Origin of the sequence: Roseobacter sp. HKCCA2468, assembly GCF_037805105.1 — a bacterium.
Taxonomy (GTDB): domain Bacteria; phylum Pseudomonadota; class Alphaproteobacteria; order Rhodobacterales; family Rhodobacteraceae; genus M30B80.
Genome location: NZ_JBBLYN010000001.1, coordinates 1 through 18,454, shown reverse-complemented (window position 1 = coordinate 18,454; position 18,454 = coordinate 1). Strand labels below are relative to the sequence as shown.

Annotated in this window: 14 protein-coding genes and 1 pseudogene; 4 read left to right on the top strand and 11 right to left on the bottom strand. The window is 57.1% G+C overall.

Annotation, left to right across the window (positions count from 1 at the left end; translation table 11 throughout):
- The first annotated feature begins 4 nt into the window (after positions 1–4).
- On the top strand, positions 5–1,126 hold the full coding sequence (locus AAC620_RS00075) for a Gfo/Idh/MocA family protein (protein ID WP_340242175.1): 1,122 nt from the start codon (positions 5–7) through the stop codon (positions 1,124–1,126).
- 343 nt (positions 1,127–1,469) lie between these two features.
- Positions 1,470–2,393, top strand: coding sequence for a 3-hydroxyacyl-CoA dehydrogenase NAD-binding domain-containing protein (locus tag AAC620_RS00070; RefSeq protein ID WP_340242174.1), 924 nt, complete (start codon positions 1,470–1,472; stop codon positions 2,391–2,393).
- A 61-nt stretch (positions 2,394–2,454) separates the two neighbouring features.
- On the opposite strand, the gene AAC620_RS00065 is transcribed toward AAC620_RS00070, so the two are convergent.
- From AAC620_RS00065 to xdhA, 7 genes are read right to left on the bottom strand one after another with little or no spacing between them, the layout of a single operon-like run.
- Complete coding sequence (locus tag AAC620_RS00065) at positions 2,455–3,537, bottom strand: BMP family ABC transporter substrate-binding protein (RefSeq protein ID WP_340242173.1); 1,083 nt, start codon at positions 3,535–3,537, stop codon at positions 2,455–2,457.
- Between the two features lie 51 nt (positions 3,538–3,588).
- Complete coding sequence (locus tag AAC620_RS00060; protein WP_317655310.1) at positions 3,589–4,494, bottom strand: ABC transporter permease; 906 nt, start codon at positions 4,492–4,494, stop codon at positions 3,589–3,591.
- Entirely contained in the window at positions 4,494–5,579 is a 1,086-nt protein-coding gene (locus tag AAC620_RS00055) for an ABC transporter permease (RefSeq protein ID WP_340242171.1), read from the bottom strand. The genes AAC620_RS00060 and AAC620_RS00055 overlap by 1 nt, the downstream gene beginning before the upstream one ends.
- Positions 5,572–7,083: an ABC transporter ATP-binding protein gene (locus AAC620_RS00050; RefSeq protein WP_340242170.1), complete on the bottom strand. Its 1,512-nt coding sequence runs from the start codon at positions 7,081–7,083 to the stop codon at positions 5,572–5,574. Before AAC620_RS00050 ends, AAC620_RS00055 begins: the two co-directional genes overlap by 8 nt.
- Positions 7,080–8,003, bottom strand: a complete 924-nt coding sequence (xdhC, locus tag AAC620_RS00045; protein WP_340242169.1) for a xanthine dehydrogenase accessory protein XdhC — start codon at positions 8,001–8,003, stop codon at positions 7,080–7,082. The genes AAC620_RS00050 and xdhC overlap by 4 nt, the downstream gene beginning before the upstream one ends.
- Positions 8,000–10,282 carry a xanthine dehydrogenase molybdopterin binding subunit gene (gene xdhB, locus AAC620_RS00040; RefSeq protein WP_340242168.1) on the bottom strand — a complete coding sequence of 761 codons (2,283 nt, stop codon included), beginning with the start codon at positions 10,280–10,282 and terminating at the stop codon, positions 8,000–8,002. Before xdhB ends, xdhC begins: the two co-directional genes overlap by 4 nt.
- Positions 10,279–11,637, bottom strand: coding sequence for a xanthine dehydrogenase small subunit (xdhA, locus tag AAC620_RS00035; protein ID WP_340243546.1), 1,359 nt, complete (start codon positions 11,635–11,637; stop codon positions 10,279–10,281). The genes xdhB and xdhA overlap by 4 nt, the downstream gene beginning before the upstream one ends.
- A 218-nt stretch (positions 11,638–11,855) precedes the next feature.
- Here xdhA and AAC620_RS00030 point away from each other — a divergent pair, with 218 nt between their 5' ends.
- The gene (locus tag AAC620_RS00030; RefSeq protein WP_340242167.1) at positions 11,856–13,232 is read left to right on the top strand and encodes an 8-oxoguanine deaminase; all 1,377 of its coding nucleotides are present in this window, start codon (positions 11,856–11,858) and stop codon (positions 13,230–13,232) included.
- Here the strand turns inward: AAC620_RS00030 and AAC620_RS00025 are convergent.
- A complete protein-coding gene (locus AAC620_RS00025) occupies positions 13,229–14,233 on the bottom strand; it encodes a Gfo/Idh/MocA family oxidoreductase (RefSeq protein WP_340242165.1) in 1,005 nt (334 codons plus the stop codon). The genes AAC620_RS00030 and AAC620_RS00025 overlap by 4 nt on opposite strands.
- 97 nt (positions 14,234–14,330) lie before the next feature.
- A complete protein-coding gene (locus AAC620_RS00020) occupies positions 14,331–15,614 on the bottom strand; it encodes a DEAD/DEAH box helicase (protein WP_340242163.1) in 1,284 nt (427 codons plus the stop codon).
- A gap of 371 nt (positions 15,615–15,985) precedes the next feature.
- Between AAC620_RS00020 and AAC620_RS00015 the strand changes: the two genes are divergently transcribed.
- On the top strand, positions 15,986–16,870 hold the full coding sequence (locus AAC620_RS00015; RefSeq protein WP_340242162.1) for a DMT family transporter: 885 nt from the start codon (positions 15,986–15,988) through the stop codon (positions 16,868–16,870).
- Positions 16,871–16,872: 2 nt separating this feature from the next.
- Here the strand turns inward: AAC620_RS00015 and AAC620_RS00010 are convergent, their stop codons facing one another.
- Both AAC620_RS00010 and AAC620_RS00005 read right to left on the bottom strand, forming a co-directional pair.
- A complete protein-coding gene (locus AAC620_RS00010; RefSeq protein ID WP_340242161.1) occupies positions 16,873–18,036 on the bottom strand; it encodes an NADH:flavin oxidoreductase/NADH oxidase in 1,164 nt (387 codons plus the stop codon).
- Positions 18,037–18,221: 185 nt separating this feature from the next.
- Positions 18,222–18,454, bottom strand: a pseudogene (locus AAC620_RS00005) (hypothetical protein); the annotation flags it as partial.

Below are 18,454 nucleotides of genomic sequence, written 5' to 3'. Positions count from 1 at the left end.
ACAAATGTCTCAAATTACACGCTACGGCATCATCGGTTGCGGTATGATGGGCCAAGAACATCTGCAAAATATCGCCCTGCTAGACGGGGCGGAGGTGGCCGCGATTTTCGAGCCCGATGCAGGTATGGCTGCGAAATCACTGGCCCTTGCACCAAAGGCCACGCTTTACGATAGCCTTGAGGCACTGGTGGCCCATCCCGATCTCGACTGTTACCTGATCGCCAGCCCGAATTTCCGCCATGTCGAGCAGTTAACATATCTCGCAAAACATCGCCCCCTGCCCGTCCTCGTGGAAAAGCCGCTCTTTACGGATCCCGCGCAACAAGACAGCCTGCGCGAGATCCGTGACAGCTATCCCGCGCCTATTTGGGTCGCGATGGAATATCGTTATATGCCGCCAATAACCGCCTTCCTTGAGGCCGCCGAAGGGGCCACAGGGGGGATCAAGATGCTGTCTTTGCGCGAGCATCGCTTTCCTTTCCTCGAAAAGGTTGGCGATTGGAACCGCTTTAACCGCTATACGGGCGGGACATTTGTTGAGAAATGCTGCCATTTCTTTGACCTGATGCGCCTCGCCCTGAAATCGGAACCCGTGCGGGTGTTGGCCTCGGGTGGGATGGATGTGAACCACAGAGACGAGGCCTATGACGGCGAGACGCCAGATATCCTCGATAATGGGTTTGTCATCGTGGATTTCGCCAATGGCGCGCGGGCGCTGCTCGAACTGTGCATGTTCGCTGAAGGCAGCCGCTATCAAGAAGAGGTCTGCGCCACTGGCCCTAAGGGCAAGATTGAGGCCTATGTGCCCGGCCCCGGTCGGTTCTGGCCCGATCATTTGGGCGAGGCCCCAATCCCACAATTGATTGAAAGCCCAAGAGACCCCAAAGGGCCTATCGCCCGCGACATCCCTGTCGACCCGACCCTATTGGCCGCAGGCGACCATAATGGATCAACCTTTTATCAGCATCAGAAATTCTTAGATTTGGTGCGCGGGAAAAGCCACGCACCCGAAGTCAGCCTGAATGATGGCTACATGGCCGTCATTATGGGAATGGCTGCACAAATTTCGATGAAAGAACATCGCGCTGTAGAGATTTCAGAACTTACCCGCGCGATGAATGGGTAAGTATAAGATGCCCCATCACCTGCTCGTGGCAGGTGATGGGGAAATCCGAGGCAAGCCTCAGCCTGGAACTTTGTTTGCCGCAGGCGCTTCGATTGGCGCTGCAACGGGCTGCGAAGAGCACGCCGACAGAGCAACAAGCGCTGTGATGCAAACTGCAACAGATAGTTTTTTCATGATCAATCACTCCTTATGGGCAACGCTATGGAATCAAATCCACGCGCAACAGTCAATGACTACTAGATGTCGTAGGGGGTTAAGTTATCATTATTTCATCTTGCGGGGGATGTAAGGCAAGTATTTGAAATTGTTAACACATAATAAAAATACCTAAAAGGTTTCATATATGTCGGATTTAGACCAAATTGGAATTGTTGGGGGTGGTTTGATCGGTCTTAGTTGGGCCGCTTTGGCCTCATCACTGGGGCATAAGGTGGTCATTATCGACCCTGACCCTGACTGCAATCAGCATCTTGCGGCCTTCTTGGCCCATGCATGGCCGAACCTCGCAGCATTGGGGTTAGCGCAATCTCCGACTGCGCCTGATGTCAGCCCCGATTATGCGGCCCTCAAAGGGGCCAGATTTGTTCAAGAAAATGCGCCAGAGCGGATCGCAGTCAAGCATGAGGTGATCCGCCAAATCGAGGCGCAGGTTGGGCCCACGGTCGTGATTGCGTCAAGCACCTCGTCACTCATGGCCAGTGACCTACAGCAGGGCGCCAAACATCCTGGGCGCATCTTGGTCGCGCACCCAATGAACCCGCCGCATCTGATCCCGATGGTTGAACTGGTCGCAGGCCGCCTCACCGCACCAGACGCAATGGATCAAGCCGAATCGCATTATCATGCGCTGCACCGCGTGCCTATTCGTGCAAAGCGCGAGGTGCAAGGCCACATCGCCAACCGCCTGACCGCAGCACTCTATCGCGAAGCGGTCAATCTTGTGGCCGAAGGGATTGCGGATGTCGCTGATATTGATCGCGCCATTGCAAATGGGCCAGGTCTGAGATGGGCCTTGATGGGGCCACATCTCACCTATCACTTAGGCGGTGGCGCGGGCGGCTATCGCGCGTATCTTGACCATCTTGGCCCCACGCAAGAGGCGCGATGGAAAGACCTTGGTCACCCCGAACTGACCGAGGCACTCAAGGCGGAATTGGTTGCAGGTGTCGAAGCGGAATTGGCGAGCATGGGGGGCGCAGATTTGCGCGCGCGCCGCGATGCGGCATTGGTGGCGCTTCTACGCCTAAAGGGAGATCAGGCACTATAACCCACCGCAAAGAAAAAGTGGGCGCAGATGCGCCCACTTTCACGCCCAATAAGGGTTGGGATCAGGACGGGATATCGCCCTCGACCCCTTCAACATAAAAGAACATACCCGCAAGGTCGCTATCGGACGCGGTCTCGCCCTCAGCCAACCATGGGCTGCCATCTTGCTTGTTGATCGGCCCTGTGAACGGATGATATTCACCCGCCGCGATTGCATCGCGCAGCGCCTCGGCCTCGGCCTTTACATCTGCGGGCACGACATCGGAAATCTCACCAATGCCAACCATGCCTGTGCTGATGCCATCCCATGTGTTCACGGATGACCATGTGCCATCAATCACGGCCTGCACGCGGTCGATGTAATAGGGCGCCCAGTTGTCGATGATCGAAGAAATACGGGGCATCGGGCCATATTCCGCCATATCTGCCGCCTGACCAAAGGTGTAAACGCCCCCTGCCTCACGCGCGGCCTGATGCGGCGCGGTCGAGTCGGTATGCTGCAGAACAACGTCACAGCCCTGTTCAATCAATGCCTTGGCCGCATCTGCTTCTTTCGCGGGGTTCAGCCACTCAAAGATCCAGATGATCTTGAATTCCACATCAGGGTTGACCTTTTTGGCGTGGATATAGGCCGAGTTGATGCCACGGATCACCTCAGGAATTGGCACAGACGCGATATAGCCAATCTTGTTGGTGGTGGTGACACGACCCGCCAATGTGCCTTGGATCGCGCGGCCTTCATAGAAGCGCGCGGAATAGACAGACACGTTATCCGCCTGCTTATAGCCTGTTGCGTGTTCGAACTTCACATCAGGGAAATTCGCCGCCACGTTCACGGTTGGATCCATAAAGCCGAAGGATGTGGTAAAGATAATATCCGCACCACCCAAAGCCATTTGGGTGATCGCACGCTCGGCATCGGGGCCTTCTGGGACGCTCTCTTGATAGACAAATTCAACCGCATCGCCAAAATGCTCGACCATTTCCATTGCGGAATGATGGTGGTGCTGTGTCCAGCCGCCATCATTGATCGGGCCAACATAGATAAAGCCGACTTTGGTCTTGTCCTGCGCGCGCGCGGGCATGCCCATTGCTGCGGCGAGGGCGGCACCTGCACCAGTCGCAAGTAGTGTTCTGCGTTTCATAATTACTCTCCCGGTTTACCAGAGATCAGGCTCTGGTCGTTGCTGAAACCCTCAAGACGAGGGGTGAAAGGGTTTGCCCAATGAGGCAGGCGCCCGTCCTGCGCGTATCATCACAAGGACGATGATGGTCGCAAGGTATGGGGCCATTGACAGATATTCGACAGGAATTTTCAAGCCTTCTGCCTGTAAATTAAGCTGAAGAACAGTAACACCGCCAAAAAGATAGGCACCTGCAATCAAGCGCCATGGCTTCCAAGAGGCGAAAACCACAATGGCCAAAGCAATCCAGCCTGCGCCTGCTGTGATCCCGTCAATCCATTGGGGCACGCGGACAAGGCTGATATAGGCCCCTGCAAGCCCTGCACAGGCCCCACCAAATACAATCGCAAGAACGCGCACACGGCGCACATTATACCCTAGCGCATGCGCGGCTTCGTGATTCTCACCCACAGCCCGCAGGATTAGACCCGCACGGCTATATTTCAAAAACGCCCAAACCCCCGCCACGATGGCAATGCTCAGATAGACCATCAGATCATGGCGAAACAGGATCGGCCCCAAAACAGGAATATCGGACAAAATGGGGAAAGACAGCTTCGCCACGGTCAAATCAGGTGATCCAACCGCATCTTGCCCGATCAGCGATGACAGGCCTAAGCCGAACATCGTCAAGCCCAAACCTGTGGCGACCTGATTGGTCAAAAGAAATTGGGTCAAGACGGCAAAGACTAAGGAAACGACTGCACCCGCACAGGCCGCCCCCACAAAGCCGAAATAAGGGTTGCCGCTTGAATGGCCCGCAATATAGCCGCAAACCGCGCCGACAATCATCATCCCCTCAACCCCAAGGTTCAAAACGCCCGCGCGCTCGACCACCAATTCACCGATTGCCGCAAGCAAGATCGGCGTTGAGGCCACCATCAGCGCGGCCAAAAGCAGGATTGGATTGATATCCATCAGCGCACCTCCCCTTGGCCGAATTTGAAACGATAATTGGTCAGCACATCCACAGCCAAAAGGCAAAAGAGCAACATGCCCTGAAAGGTCAAAATTGCCGCTGCAGGCAGGTTCAACTGTGCCTCAGCCGCCTGTCCACCGATATAGGTCAGCGCCATGATGAGCCCCGCAAAAAGAATGCCCACAGGATGCAAGCGCCCCAAAAAGGCCACGATAATTGCGGTAAACCCGTAAAAGGCGGGGAAAGAACCAAGGATCTGCCCCGATGGCCCTGCCACCTCAAACAATCCTGCAAGTCCCGCAAGCGCGCCCGATATACCCATGCATAAGATCACAAGGCGATGAGCATTGACCCCTGCAAATCCCGCCGCCCGCGGGCTTTGGCCCGCAAGGCGCACGTTGAAGCCAAACTGATGTCGGGTGAATAGGATATAGGCCCCCACCACGGCCATCAGCGCCGCTAAAGCCCCCCAATGAAAGCCTGTGTTGGGGATCAAATCCAAATTGGCGGCCGAGGGGTATTGCCGCAAATTGCGGCTTCCAGGCATGCCAAACCCCTCGGGGTTGCGCAAAAGACCAATGGAAAAGGCCTTGATCAACACCTCGGCCACATAGACCAGCATCAGCGATACAAGGATTTCGTTGGTCTTGAACACCACCCGTAAAATCGCCGGGATCATCGCCCAAAGAAGCCCCCCCAAGAGCCCCGCAACGATCATCAGCGGAAAGATCAACCAGCGCGCCTCCATCGGGTAAAAGGCCAAGGCCCCCCCTGCCCCGCAAATTGCGCCGATGATATACTGGCCTTCGGCACCGATATTCCAAATTCCCGCCCGAAACCCAAAGGACAGCCCCACGGCGATCAGCACCAAAGGGGCAGCTTTCTTGACAATCTCGGGGCGGTAAAAATGCGCAAAGGGGCCAAAGATTGGATCCCAGAAAATCGTCTTGATCGCGATCAATGGGTCTTTGCCCAAAATCGCAAACAGACCCATGCCGAGAATGATGGTCAAAATCACCGCCAAGACGGGCGCGCCATATGTCCACCCGCGCGAAGGCTGTGGCCGTTTCTCAAGCCTAAGCATGGGCCACCTCCAGATCATGCGCGCCACCGAGCATCAACCCGATTTTCTCCATGGTCAGCCCAGATGTTGGCACCGCTTGTGACAAGGTGCCTTCGTTCAATGCCGCGAAGCGGTCAGTGATTTCCAACACCTCCTCAAGGTCTTGCGAGATCACAAGCACCGCTGATCCTGCACTGGCCAAATCCAGCAAGGCCTGACGGATCGCAGCCGCGGCCGAAGCATCAACGCCCCATGTCGGTTGGTTGATCACCAAAACGCGCGGGTTTTGGCTGATCTCGCGCCCGATTACGAATTTCTGCAAATTCCCGCCCGACAGCGCACGCGCGGCGGTTTCGGGGCTTGGGGTGCGCACATCGAAACGCGCGATTACCTCTTGGGCGAAGGCCCGACTGCGCGGCCAATCAATAAACCCGTTTTTCAACAAAGAAAGCCGCGTTTTCGCGGTCATCAATGCGTTTTCTACAAGGTTCATATCGGGGGCGGCGGCGTGGCCATTGCGTTCCTCTGGCGCGGCACAAAGGCCAAGCGCGCGGCGGGCATTTGGCCCATCGGCGCCAATGCCCTGACCCTCTAATTGGATCATATCAGCATGTGTGCGCATCTCGCCTGACAGGGCCGCGACCAATTCATCTTGACCATTGCCCGCAACACCGCCGATCCCCAAGACCTCGCCCGCGTGTAGGGTAAAGCTGATCTCTTTCAAGCTTGTTCCGAATTGGTGCGGCGCAGGCGCGCTCAGGCCCGACACTTGCAACAAGGGCTGTCCAGTCGTGACAGCCGCGCGCTTTGGCGTGGTAAGGGTCTTGCCCACCATCATCTCGGCCATGTCACGGTTGCTCATTTCGCGTGGGTCAAAGGTGCCCACAACCTTACCTTGGCGCAAAACAGTGGCGTGCTCACACAAAGCGCGGATTTCTTCAAGTTTGTGCGAGATATAAAGGATTGATGTCCCTTCAGACGCCAAGAGACGCAATGTGCCAAACAGGATATCGACCTCTTGCGGGGTCAGGACGCTGGTTGGCTCATCCATGATCAAAAGCTTGGGATTCTGCAGCAAACAGCGAATGATCTCGACCCGCTGCCGCTCGCCCGCGGATAGATCGCCCACAATTCGATCAGGCGATAAAGGCAGCCCATAATTCTCAGATGCAGCCCGAATTTGCGCGGCAAGGTCCTGCGTCTTGGGTGGGTTTTCCATACCAAGCGCAATATTCTCTGCCACGCTCATCGCGTCAAACAGCGAGAAATGCTGAAACACCATCGCCACGCCTGCGGCGCGCGCAGCGCGCGGGTCGCTGGGGGCAAAGGGCGCGCCCTCAAGCAGCATCTGCCCCTCATCGGGGCGCACAAGACCATAGATGGTCTTGACCAAGGTCGACTTGCCTGCACCATTTTCGCCAAGCACGGCGTGGATCTGGCCCTTGTCGATATCAAAGCTGACATCGCTATTCGCGATGACGCCCGGATAGGCTTTGGTCAGTCCCTGCAATTCAAGAAGCTTCACATTGCCCCCGTGTTTTTATGTGCTGCCTCTTCTGCCCGAGACAGCAAGGCTGTGGCAACCCCCAAGGCAATGGCCTGCGGGTGTTTGCCCAAGGATATATCCCCTATTGGGCAGGATATGCGCGAAATTTGTGCGCTGTTATGGCCAAGCGCCGATAATCTGCCCTTAAACCGCGCCCATTTTGTGGCCGATCCGATTAATCCTGCGCTGCCAAACTCATGACCAAGCAGGGCATGGCACAGTTCAAGATCAAGGGAATGGCTATGGGTCACGATGATATGATCAGCCGTCTTTGGCGCATGGCGCACCACCCCTTGCGGCTTTTGCGCGATCAATGACGTGACATTGGGGGGGATGACTTCGGGAAATCGAGACTGCGCGATATCCACCCAAGTCAGGGCGAGATCAGGCAAAGGCGCAAGCACACCCACCAAGGCCCGCCCTACATGACCCGCCCCCCAGATCCAAATTTGATGCGGGGCGGCAGGCCCCGTTTCGATCAGCCAATCCCCAACAACGGCAGGGCTATGGGATGGATGCAGACGCGCGACCGCGCGCGCGATTTTTGCGTCCCAATGCGCATTTGGCCCAAGCGGCCGCGCATAGGGCAAACTGTCAGGAATATCTTTCGCAAAGACCTCGAACACCACGCTGACAAAGCCACCGCAGCATTGACCCAAATGTGGCCCAAGCGGATAGTTCCGCACCGCGATCCCGCCTTGCGGCAGCATCGCGCGGGCCTCTGCCACAGCCTCCCATTCCAGACGCCCCCCGCCGATTGTGCCCTCTTGACCTTCGGCCCAAACGATCATGGATGTGCCCGCCTCGCGTGGGACAGACCCCGCCGTGCGCGTGATCAAAATCCGCACAAACGGCCCCCGTGCCGCACAAGCGCGCAAATATGCCAAATCAAGGCTCATGGTTGCAAGCCTTTGATGGCGCGCAAAATACGTTCAGGCGTTGCAGGTGCATCCAGATTTGGATAGCCCCCACCGCAGGCCGAAATCGCGTCTGACACAGCAAGAAAGGCGGATATGCCCAGCATGAAGGGCGGCTCACCAACCGCCTTTGAGCGATAAATCGTGGCTTCGGGGTTTTCACCATCCACAAGCGCCACGTTAAAAATGGCGGGCCGATCTGAGCAGGCAGGAATTTTATAGGTGGATGGCGCATGGGTGCGCAAATGGCCCTGATCATCCCAGACCAATTCCTCGGTCATAAGCCATCCCGCCCCTTGCACATAGCCGCCCTCAACCTGCCCGCGATCAAGCGCGGGGTTCAGCGATGCGCCCACATCATACAAAATATCGGCGCGCAAAATACGGTTCTCGCCCGTCAATCGATCAATGACCACCTCACTCACGGCGGCACCATGCGCAAAGTAAAAGAAGGGCCTGCCCTGCCCTGCGGCGCGATCCCATGACAGATCGGGGGTTTTGTAAAATCCCGTAGCCGACAGACCCACGCGGGCCTGATAACAGGCCGCCACAGCCTGGGCGAAGCTGATATTTTGATTGCCCCACATGACACGGCCATCGGCAAACCGCACCTCTGCCCCTTGGCCCAGAAACTCGGCCATGCGGGTGCGAATGGCATCACAAGCGGCCAGAACTGCCATCCCGTTCAGATCACTGCCCGATGAGGCCGCAGTGGCCGAAGTATTGGGAACCTTGGCCGTGTCGGTCGCGGTGATCTTTACCTGATCAACCCCAACCCCAAAACGGCTTGCCGCCACTTGGGCCAATTTTTGGAATAGGCCCTGTCCCATTTCTGTGCCGCCATGGTTCATCATAATTGACCCATCTTGATACAGATGAACCAGCGCACCCGCCTGATTGAGATGGGTGAGGGTGAAGGAAATTCCGAATTTCACGGGGGAAAACGCAATGCCACGTTTCAGGATGGGCGAGCTTTCATTCCACGCGACAATTTCTGCACGCCGCGCCGCGTAATCGCAATCAGACAGCAATTGATCTGTCATCTCATGCAGCAGAAAATCGCGCACCTCCATCCCATAGGGGGTGGTGTTCGCAAGCCCTGCACGCGCGGCGCTCTTTGGGGCAGCGTAGTAATTTCTGCGCCGCACAAGGGCGGGATCAAGGCCCAAATCATGGGCGATATGATCCATCACCCGTTCAATCCCCAAAACGCCCTGAGGCCCCCCAAACCCGCGAAAGGCCGTAGCCGATTGCATATTGGTCTTTAACCGCAGCGAAGTGATCTCCGCATGGGGCAAAAGATAGGCGTTATCCGCGTGCAACATCGCGCGATCTGCCACGGGTGCAGTTAAATCCTGCGCCCAACCGCCCCGCGTGATCTGCGTGAACCGCACCGCTTCGATCTGGCCTTGATCATCAAAGCCCACATCATAGGCAATTCGAAAATCATGCCGTTTGCCCGTGATGATCATGTCATCATCGCGATCATAGCGCATTTTGCAGGCGCGCCCTGTCTGACGCGCGGCCACGGCACAGGCCACGGCCAATGCGTTGCCTTGGCTTTCCTTGCCGCCAAAGCCACCCCCCATACGCCGACACTCCACCCGCACCCCATGCATGGGCAGGCCCAAAGCATCGGCCACTTTGTGCTGTATCTCAGTCGGGTGTTGGGTCGAGCTATAGATCACCATATCCCCGCCCTCTTGTGGCAGGGCCAAGGCGGCTTGACCTTCGAGATAGAAATGCTCTTGCCCGCCCATGGTGATTTCACCTTGCAGGCGGCGCTGAGCCTGATTGAGGGCGGCTTTTGCATCCCCCTTGGCCCAAACACGCGGGCCATCTTCAAAATAACTCTCCGCGGCCAGTGCATCCTCAATGCTGAGGATCGGTGGCTCCGCCTCAATCTCAATCTGCAAAAGCCGCGCAGCTTTGCGCGCCGCAAGGTAAGTATCTGCCACAACCAAGGCCACGGGCTGCCCCATGTAATGCACCCGATCTGTCGCCAATAAAGGTTCGTCATGCACCGAAGGGCTGACATCATTGGCAAAGGGCAGATCAGCCGCAACAAGCACCGCGACCACGCCTGGTGCGGCCTTCATAGCGGCAAGATCCAATCCACGGATCACCCCGCGCGCCACGGGCGACAGGGCAAAGGCCAGATGCAAGCAGCCCTGCGGGGTTGGAATATCATCGACATAGCGCGCGGCCCCCGTAACGTGCAGGCGCGCGCTGTCATGGGCCATGGGGGCGTGAACGCTCATGGGGTCACCTCCAGCACGGATACGGGTGTGCCTTGGCGTTCGGCGTAATAGCGCCACATCATGCCTTGCGCCGCTGCCATCCGATAGGCGGCGGATGCCCGCATATCAGAGAGCGGCGTGAAATCATTAGCTAAGGCTGCGGCAGCAGCCGCGATTGTGGCCTCGCCCCAAGGTTGGTCGATCAACGCAGCCATTGCCGCGCGGGCCAGTTTGGGCGTTCCTGCCATACCGCCAAAGGCCAGACGCGCGTCTTGCACAATCCCATTTTTGACCACGACATTGAACGCACCGCAAACGGCAGAAATATCCTGATCAAAGCGTTTCGACAGTTTGTAACACCGCAAATCAGGCGCGGATTTCGGCAAAGTGACGGCTTCGACAAATTCCCCGCTTGCGCGGTCTTGCTGGCCGTAGTCGATAAAGAAATCTTCAATCGCAATCGCACGCCGCCCATCGCCCTTGCGCAAATGCAGCCGCGCGCCAAGCGCAATCAATGCGGGCGGGTTGTCCCCAATGGGTGAACCATTCGCGATATTCCCGCCGATTGTGGCGGCGTTTCTGACCTGCTCTGACCCATAGCGGCGGATCATCTCGGCATAACTGGGGTGATACTGCGCCATCACCTGATGCACCCGCGCCATGCTAACCATTGCGCCCAAGCGAATTTCATCTTCGTCCAGCTGCATATCAGCCAGATCAGCGCATTGGTTGAGAAAAATCACCTCGTCAAAATCGCGCAACTGTTTGGTGACCCAAAGGCCGATATCGGTGGCCCCCGCAATCAATAACGCGTCAGGTTTTGCAGCATAAAGCATTGCCAATTCATCGCTGTTTTGCGGGGCATGGGTGCTTTTTTGTGCTGTGGCCACCCATGCTGCATCGCGCGCAAGCCATGCGGGTTGCGCGCCATCTTCAGCCGCTTGTGCCGCGCGGATGATCGGGGCATAGCCCGTGCAACGGCACAAATTGCCCGCCAAAACCGTGTCGTGATCACGGCGCCCATTGGCATGGCCTGCGACCATCGAAGCAATAAAGCCGGGCGTGCAAAAGCCGCATTGCGACCCGTGATGCGTGATCATGGCCTCTTGGACAGGGTGCAGCGCGTCAGCGCCAATGCCCTCAACGGTGCGAATAGCTTTGCCATCAATCTGGGGTAAAAACAGAATGCAGGCATTAACCGCGCGAACCCCGTCAAGATCCTGAACCAACACGCTGCAGGCCCCACAATCGCCCTCGTTGCACCCTTCCTTTGTGCCCGTCAGACCCCGCGCTTCGCGCAGCCAATCGAGCAATGTTGCAGTGGCATGGGTCGAGACCTGCACGGCCTCTCCATTCAGAAGAAACGAAACCTCCATCGAGAAATTAACCTGCCGCTTTACCCCGTCATGCAGTGTCACATCCTCAGGCGTCGATGCGGCGTAGAGACCTGAGCGGCTGTGTTAACAACAATGAAAGCGGGGGTTTTCGCGTTTGGCAAGAATTTTGTCGCGCCGCCCGCAGCCAAAACGCTTAACTTGCACGCAAATGCCCGTATATGATGCAGACTTGCAGGATAACCAACAGGACGGCACCCATGGCGCAAGAGACGCTTTTGATCAAACACGCAGATCTTCTGTGCACGATGGAGGCGCGCCCAGATGCGCCCTATGGCGATGAAATAACCGATGGCGCGCTGTTCGCACGCGGCGGGGTGATCGAGGCGGTTGGAAAAACCGCGGATTTGCCGCAAAGCGCAGATCGCGTGATTGATATGCGCGGTCATGTGGTGATCCCCGGGATGGTGAACACCCATCACCATATGTTCCAAAACCTCACCCGCGCCGTGCCCGCGGCGCAAAACGCACCGCTTTTTGGTTGGTTGCAGACCCTTTACCCTATTTGGTGCAATATCGGGCCAGATCATATTTATTGGTCAGGGGCCTTGGCCATGGCGGAATTGGCAATGACGGGCTGCACAACCTCCTCCGACCATCTGTATCTCTATCCCAATGGCGCACGGCTGGAAGATAGCTTTGCAGCTGCCGAAGATATCGGTTTACGCTTTCACGGCACACGCGGCTCGATGAGCATTGGCGAAAGCAAAGGGGGGCTTCCCCCAGATCGTCTGACCGAAGCCGAACCCGCCATTCTGGCCGATTGCCAACGCCTGATCGAAACCCATCATGACGCCAGCCGCTATGCGATGCGGCGGGTGGCTTTGGCCCCGTGTTCGCCTTTCTCCGTCAGCATGGATTTGATGCGCGAAACCGCCACTATGGCGCGCAGCTACGGGGTTGGGATGCACACGCATCTGGCCGAGAATGTCGAGGATATCGACTATAGCCTTGCGACCTTTGGGATGCGCCCCGGTGAATATATCGAAGCGGTTGGCTGGACAGGCCATGATGTTTGGCACGCCCATTGCGTTCAATTGGATGAAGGCGAGATCAACCTCTTCGCACGAACAGGCACGGGCATTGCGCATTGCCCCTGCTCGAATATGCGGTTGGCCAGTGGCATTGCACCCGTCCGTCACTGTCTGGATGCAGGGGTTAAGGTGGGGCTTGGGGTTGATGGCTCGGCCTCCAATGACAGCGGCCACATGCTCAATGAGGCGCGCCAAGCCATGCTGCTGCAGCGCGTTATGAAAGGGGGCGATGCGATGACCGCGCGCGAGGCTTTGGCGGTGGCAACCCGTGGCGGCGCGTCCGTTCTAGGCCGCGATGATATTGGGGTGCTTGCCAAGGGCTATGCCGCCGATCTTGCTGCCTTTGATACACGCGGCATCGATTTTGCAGGCGCGCAATGGGATCTCCTTGCAGGTCTGTTGTTCTGCGGCTCGGGCAAGACCAATTACACCATCATCAACGGCAAGGTTATTGTTGAAGACGGGCAGTTGGTCAGCATGGATATGAGCAAACTCTTGGCAAATCACGCGGCCATGACCCGCGATTTGATGGAACGGGCCTAAGCGTAAAAGGCGGGTTTATTGATCATTTCAACCCGCTCTTTGACGCCTGATTGCAAGGCACGCACGCCTGTATCCGCGACAAGGGCGGCGGCATAGCCATCCCATGTGCTGGCAGCCGCTTCTGGCAAAATACCCGTTTGCACAAATCCCATGAAATCGCGGTTTTGGGCGACATAGGCATCATGGTAATGACCGCGCCAATCCTCGTCATAGCGGATCGCCGAACTTAGTCGCGCATCAAGGCGGGAATGCGCCACTTTGTTGGTTGAGATACTGCCAAGCTCGCCCACCAATTCTGCGCGCACATCATATCCGTAGGCGGCGTTGTTGTTGACCTCGACTGTGATCAATTGATCATCATCGGTTTCCAGAACCATCACCACGGGCGCCACAACATCATCGCTGCGCTTAGGCTGATGGGCGGTGATCGCGGTCACCTCCACCCCCAAAAGATACCGCGCGATGTCAAACTCATGCGGCGCGGAATTGGTAATCGCCATGGCCCCCGTGAAGCTGGGATAAGGCGTGGCGAGGTTGCGGTGAAAGTTATGCATCATCAAAGCCCGCCCCAACACACCTTTGGCAAGGGCTTCACGCATATCCAAATAGGCACGATCATAGCGGCGCATGAAGCCAACCATGATATGGGGCGAACCTGTCGCCTGTTCGGCGGCCATCACATCCAAACATTCGTCAATCTTTTGGCTTAGGGGCTTTTCACACAAAACCCGCTTGCCGCGTGCAATCAGCGTCTTGGTGTAAAGTGCATGGGTAAAATCGGGCGAGGCGATAATCACCGCATCAATATCTTCGCGCAACAGCGCGGCTTCGGGGTCATCTGTGCAATCAACCGCACTTGTCGCATCGGCCACGGCGCGCGCCCGCGCGCCATCCATGTCGCAGACAAGTTGCAAACATGCATTCGGCACATCTTGGGCGATGATCTTTGCATGATCCGCCCCCATCACGCCTGCGCCAATGACCGCCACACGCACCACCATCTTGTCCCCTCCCACGAAACGCTGTTGTGCTTTTGCTAAACCCCGAAGGACGGGGGTGCAAAGAAAAAAGGGGGCGCATGGCCCCCTTTTTTAAAGATTATGCTGCCTTTTGGCGTGGCCCGCGGGCGGGTTTGCCACGGCGGCGATGACGCGGTTTGCCATCCGCCGCGCCATGCCCTGCATTGGCCTTTGGCTTAAAGCCACGGCGAGGGCCGCCGCGATGGGGACGACCGCCACCTTGCTCGGCACCCTCAGGCGCGCTGCCGCTGGCCACGGGGATTTCGAGTTTCATCAGCTTTTGCACTTGGCGCAGCAAATCCACTTCATCAGCGGCGCAAAAGGCAATTGCCTCTCCCTCGCGCCCTGCGCGGGCCGTGCGGCCAATACGATGGACGTAATTCTCAGGCACATCTGGCAAATCATAATTGACCACATAAGCCACACCTGGGATATCGATGCCACGGGCCGCAACATCGGTTGCGACCAACACAGTGATCTCACCCGCGCGGAATTGTTTGATGGCACGATCGCGCTGACCTTGGCTTTTGTTGCCGTGGATCGATGCGGCCTTATAGCCATCCTCAACCAAGCCTTTCATCAGCTTTTCCGCACCATGTTTTGTGCGCGCAAAAACAAGCGCCAGCGCGTCCAAATCGCGGCTCAGGATTTCGCGCAGTTTGGCGGGTTTATCGCCCTTAGAAACAAAATGCACCGACTGCGTGATCTTATCTGCCGCTTTTCCTGGCGGCGAAACTTGAACACGGCGAGGGTTGTTCAAATAGGCGCTCGACAATTCTTCCATCTGCTTGGGCATGGTGGCCGAGAACAGCATGGTTTGACGCGGGGTTGCCAAATGCGGCGCGATTTGGCGCAGCGCATGGATAAAGCCCAGATCAAGCATTTGATCGGCCTCGTCCAAAACCAGATGGCGCGTTTGGCTGAGATCAACCGCGCGGCGATTGAGCAGATCAATCAAGCGACCGGGTGTTGCCACCAAAATATCAGTGCCGCGCGCAAGAAGGTTGATCTGCTTGGGGATCGATTGCCCCCCCACCACAGAATGAACCCGCAACTTGGACCCTGCCGTCAGAGGCTTGAGGCTATCTGCGATTTGGTTGACCAATTCACGCGTTGGCGCAAGCACCAATGCCTTGACGGTTTTTGGTTCAGGCTTGCCCTGCTTGCCCAACAAATGGTTGATCAGCGGCAAACCGAAGGCCAGCGTCTTGCCTGTGCCTGTTTGCGCCAGACCCATAATGTCATGCCCTTCCAAGGCCAAAGGAATGGCTTGGTTCTGGATCGGGGTGGGTTCGGACAAGTTTGCGGCCTTCAACGCCGCGTTCAATGTGGGCTCAAGTCCCAGCATATCAAAATCAAACAAAGAGATATCCTTTTCACAAAGCCCTATGCAAAGCGCGCACAAAGCCGTTTGGCCGCCAAATGATAGGCAGCCGTTTCGGGTTCACAACGACATTGGCCTTCCCGCCACCCTATCGCTGTATCAGGAACCCTGCGTGTTGGGATACTGAGTGGTGATGCCCCGCTCGGCCCGTCTGTCGGGCACAACTCTCTCACGCGATCACGCGGGTGCAGGGCTTGCACCTCGTGTATCTGAGATGAGAAGTCAAGCGGTGATTGGTGCATAGCCGCTATGCACCCGACCCCTTGCATTTGGGCCACAATCCGCGCGATGGTCGGGTTGCGCAGTTTCCGCGCGCAAAACCCCTTTGCAATGATGGATGACACCCGCCAATGACCCTTCCCCTCAAAGGTCTTTTCGCCGCATTGGCGACTGTCACGATATGGGCCGTGTTTCTGGTCGGCACGCGGTTTGCCGTCAGCACGAATTTCACAGTAGAGGAGGTGTTGCTTCTGCGCCTTGGCACTGGGTTTTTGGTCACAATCCCGCTGATGTTGAAGTTGGGCGTGATCCCGCGCGGGCAAAGCGTGATTGGTGCAGTCATGCTGGGTCTAGGGGCCAGTGCGCTTTTCCCCTACATCGTTTCGATGGGCCTATTCTTTGCGCCTGCCTCGGATGCGGGGGTTTTGGCACCTGGAATGCTGCCGTTTTGGACGGCGCTTGTTATGGGCGTCATGACGGGTGAGCAGCCCTCAAAGCCACGACTGATCGGATTGATCGTGATCTTTGTCGGGGCTTTGATGGTGGGGCTGTGGCAGGTCTTGCATGGCAGCGCAGATGGCGCATGGCGGGGGCATATCCTGTTTCTCTCTGGGTCTTTTTTATGGGCGATTTATTCGGTCTATTTCAAACAAAGTGGATTCACGCCCCTGCATGGTTTGGTGATTGGGCTATTTTGGGGAACCCTTGCCGTGGCGCCATTTTTGGCCCTCTCAGGGAATGTCAGCTTTGCGGGTGTAAGCCCGCGCGATTTTCTAGTCATGGCGCTGTTGCAAGGCGTTCTCATCGCGGTTTTGGCTTTGGTTCTCTATGCCATAGCGGTGCGCCAATTGGGGGCCGCACAAACCGCCGCCTTTGGCGCGTTGACCCCCGTTCTCGCCTTAATCGGGGGCGCGCTGTTTTTGAGCGAAACTGTTACCCTGATCAAATTGATCGGTGTGATCTTGGTGGCTGCGGGCGTGGTGTTGGCATCGGGCCTGTTTGACCACAGGGCCTGAGGTCACCCCGCCTGATACTGTCCAAGCTCGGCACGGCGCACGATGGCCCACCGATATTGTTCAGGCCAGAGCGAAAACGCATCCGCCTCGCCAAGGGCCTCGGCGGCGTGAAGGGGCCAAAACGGATCATGCATCAATTCCCGCCCCAAGGCGATGAAACTGGCGCGACCCTCTTGCAGGATATCCTCGGCCTGCTGCCCGTCCACGATCCGTCCAACCGCCATGGCAGCAATACCTGCTTCGCGCTCCATCGCCTCGGCATAGGGCACCTGAAATCCCAAGGGTCGTTGTCCGCCTGCAGGTAAAGGCCGCCCATCATCACTGGCGCGGAAGGCAGGCGCGCCCGCAATCCCACCTGATGAGCAATCAATCACATCAACCCCAATCGCCTTAAGCGCCTTGGCCAGCGTGATGGAATCCTCAAGCGACCACCCCCCTGTATCCACTGCAGAGATGCGGAAAAACAGGGGAAGATCCTCTGGCCAAACCGCGCGCACCGCGCGGCTGACCTCCAAGGCAAAGCGCATTCGCCCCTCAAGATCCCCACCATAGGCATCATGGCGCTGATTGGTGGCGGGCGACAAAAAGCTATGGATCAAATACCCATGCGCGCCGTGAATTTCGATCACCTTGAACCCTGCGGCCAGCGCGCGTTTTGCGGCATCGGCAAAGGCCGCAATCAGACCCGCGATCTCATCCACACTCAACGCTTTGGGGCTTGGCCACCCATCGGCTACAGGCAGGCCAGAGGGCGCAACCGTTTGCCACCCCCCCTCGCCCCATGTTGTGTCATCGGGAGCAACAGGCTTGCCGCCACCCCATGGGGGGGCGCTACTGGCTTTGCGCCCCGCATGGGCCAATTGGATTGCAGGCACCGCGCCCATCTCAGTGATGAACCGCGTGATGGGTTTGAACGCCTCCACCTGTGCATCGTTCCAAATTCCCAAACATTTGGGCGTGATCCGTCCGTGCGGCTCGACCGCAGTCGCTTCGGTAAAGACCAATCCCACCCCGCCGCGCGCAAACGCCGACAGGTGGGACGCGTGAAAATCAGAGGCCAAACCATCCTGTGCGGAATACATACACAGCGGCGAGAGAACGATACGATTGCGCAAGGTCAGCCCGCGCATAGTTACGGGTGAAAATAATTTACTCTCAAAGGGCATAGCAGACCGCCTATGATAAGACTGGATGAAATGGGTTGCCCCTGACTTATGCGCTTGACTGAGAAAGTAAAGTGATCTCATCACAATCCAAAAAGCGTGCTCCTTTAGAAGCGCGGCAGGAGCCGTTAAGATCGCAAAAAATATATCTGGAGCGTGCCGCCGATGACCTCGATTGAAACCCTTGATTACGTGGGCGTGTCACCTCCAAGCCCCGCATAAACCGCGCTGATAGGCAGAAGGTAGAGGATGCTCAGCCAGCCAAATAAATAGGCCGCCAGCACCCGAACACCATGCGGGAAGAACAGCACGCTGCCATAAATAATGCCAGGCACCACGGACTGCTGCAATTTATCCGAGACAACAAATACAGCCTCAAAGGCAACCGCGTAAAAGATCGAACACATGACCAAGGCCACAA

Bases quoted from the DNA above. Each gene is read 5' to 3' on its own strand.
- xdhC (WP_340242169.1), bottom strand. From the start codon at position 8,003: ATGAGCCTTGATTTGGCATATTTGCGCGCTTGTGCGGCACGGGGGCCG.
- AAC620_RS00015 (WP_340242162.1), top strand. From the start codon at position 15,986: ATGACCCTTCCCCTCAAAGGTCTTTTCGCCGCATTGGCGACTGTCACG.
- AAC620_RS00065 (WP_340242173.1), bottom strand. From the start codon at position 3,537: ATGAAACGCAGAACACTACTTGCGACTGGTGCAGGTGCCGCCCTCGCC.
- xdhA (WP_340243546.1), bottom strand. From the start codon at position 11,637: ATGGAGGTTTCGTTTCTTCTGAATGGAGAGGCCGTGCAGGTCTCGACC.
- AAC620_RS00070 (WP_340242174.1), top strand. From the start codon at position 1,470: ATGTCGGATTTAGACCAAATTGGAATTGTTGGGGGTGGTTTGATCGGT.
- xdhB (WP_340242168.1), bottom strand. From the start codon at position 10,282: ATGAGCGTTCACGCCCCCATGGCCCATGACAGCGCGCGCCTGCACGTT.
- AAC620_RS00060 (WP_317655310.1), bottom strand. From the start codon at position 4,494: ATGGATATCAATCCAATCCTGCTTTTGGCCGCGCTGATGGTGGCCTCA.
- AAC620_RS00010 (WP_340242161.1), bottom strand. From the start codon at position 18,036: ATGCCCTTTGAGAGTAAATTATTTTCACCCGTAACTATGCGCGGGCTG.
- AAC620_RS00055 (WP_340242171.1), bottom strand. From the start codon at position 5,579: ATGCTTAGGCTTGAGAAACGGCCACAGCCTTCGCGCGGGTGGACATAT.
- AAC620_RS00025 (WP_340242165.1), bottom strand. From the start codon at position 14,233: ATGGTGGTGCGTGTGGCGGTCATTGGCGCAGGCGTGATGGGGGCGGAT.
- AAC620_RS00075 (WP_340242175.1), top strand. From the start codon at position 5: ATGTCTCAAATTACACGCTACGGCATCATCGGTTGCGGTATGATGGGC.
- AAC620_RS00030 (WP_340242167.1), top strand. From the start codon at position 11,856: ATGGCGCAAGAGACGCTTTTGATCAAACACGCAGATCTTCTGTGCACG.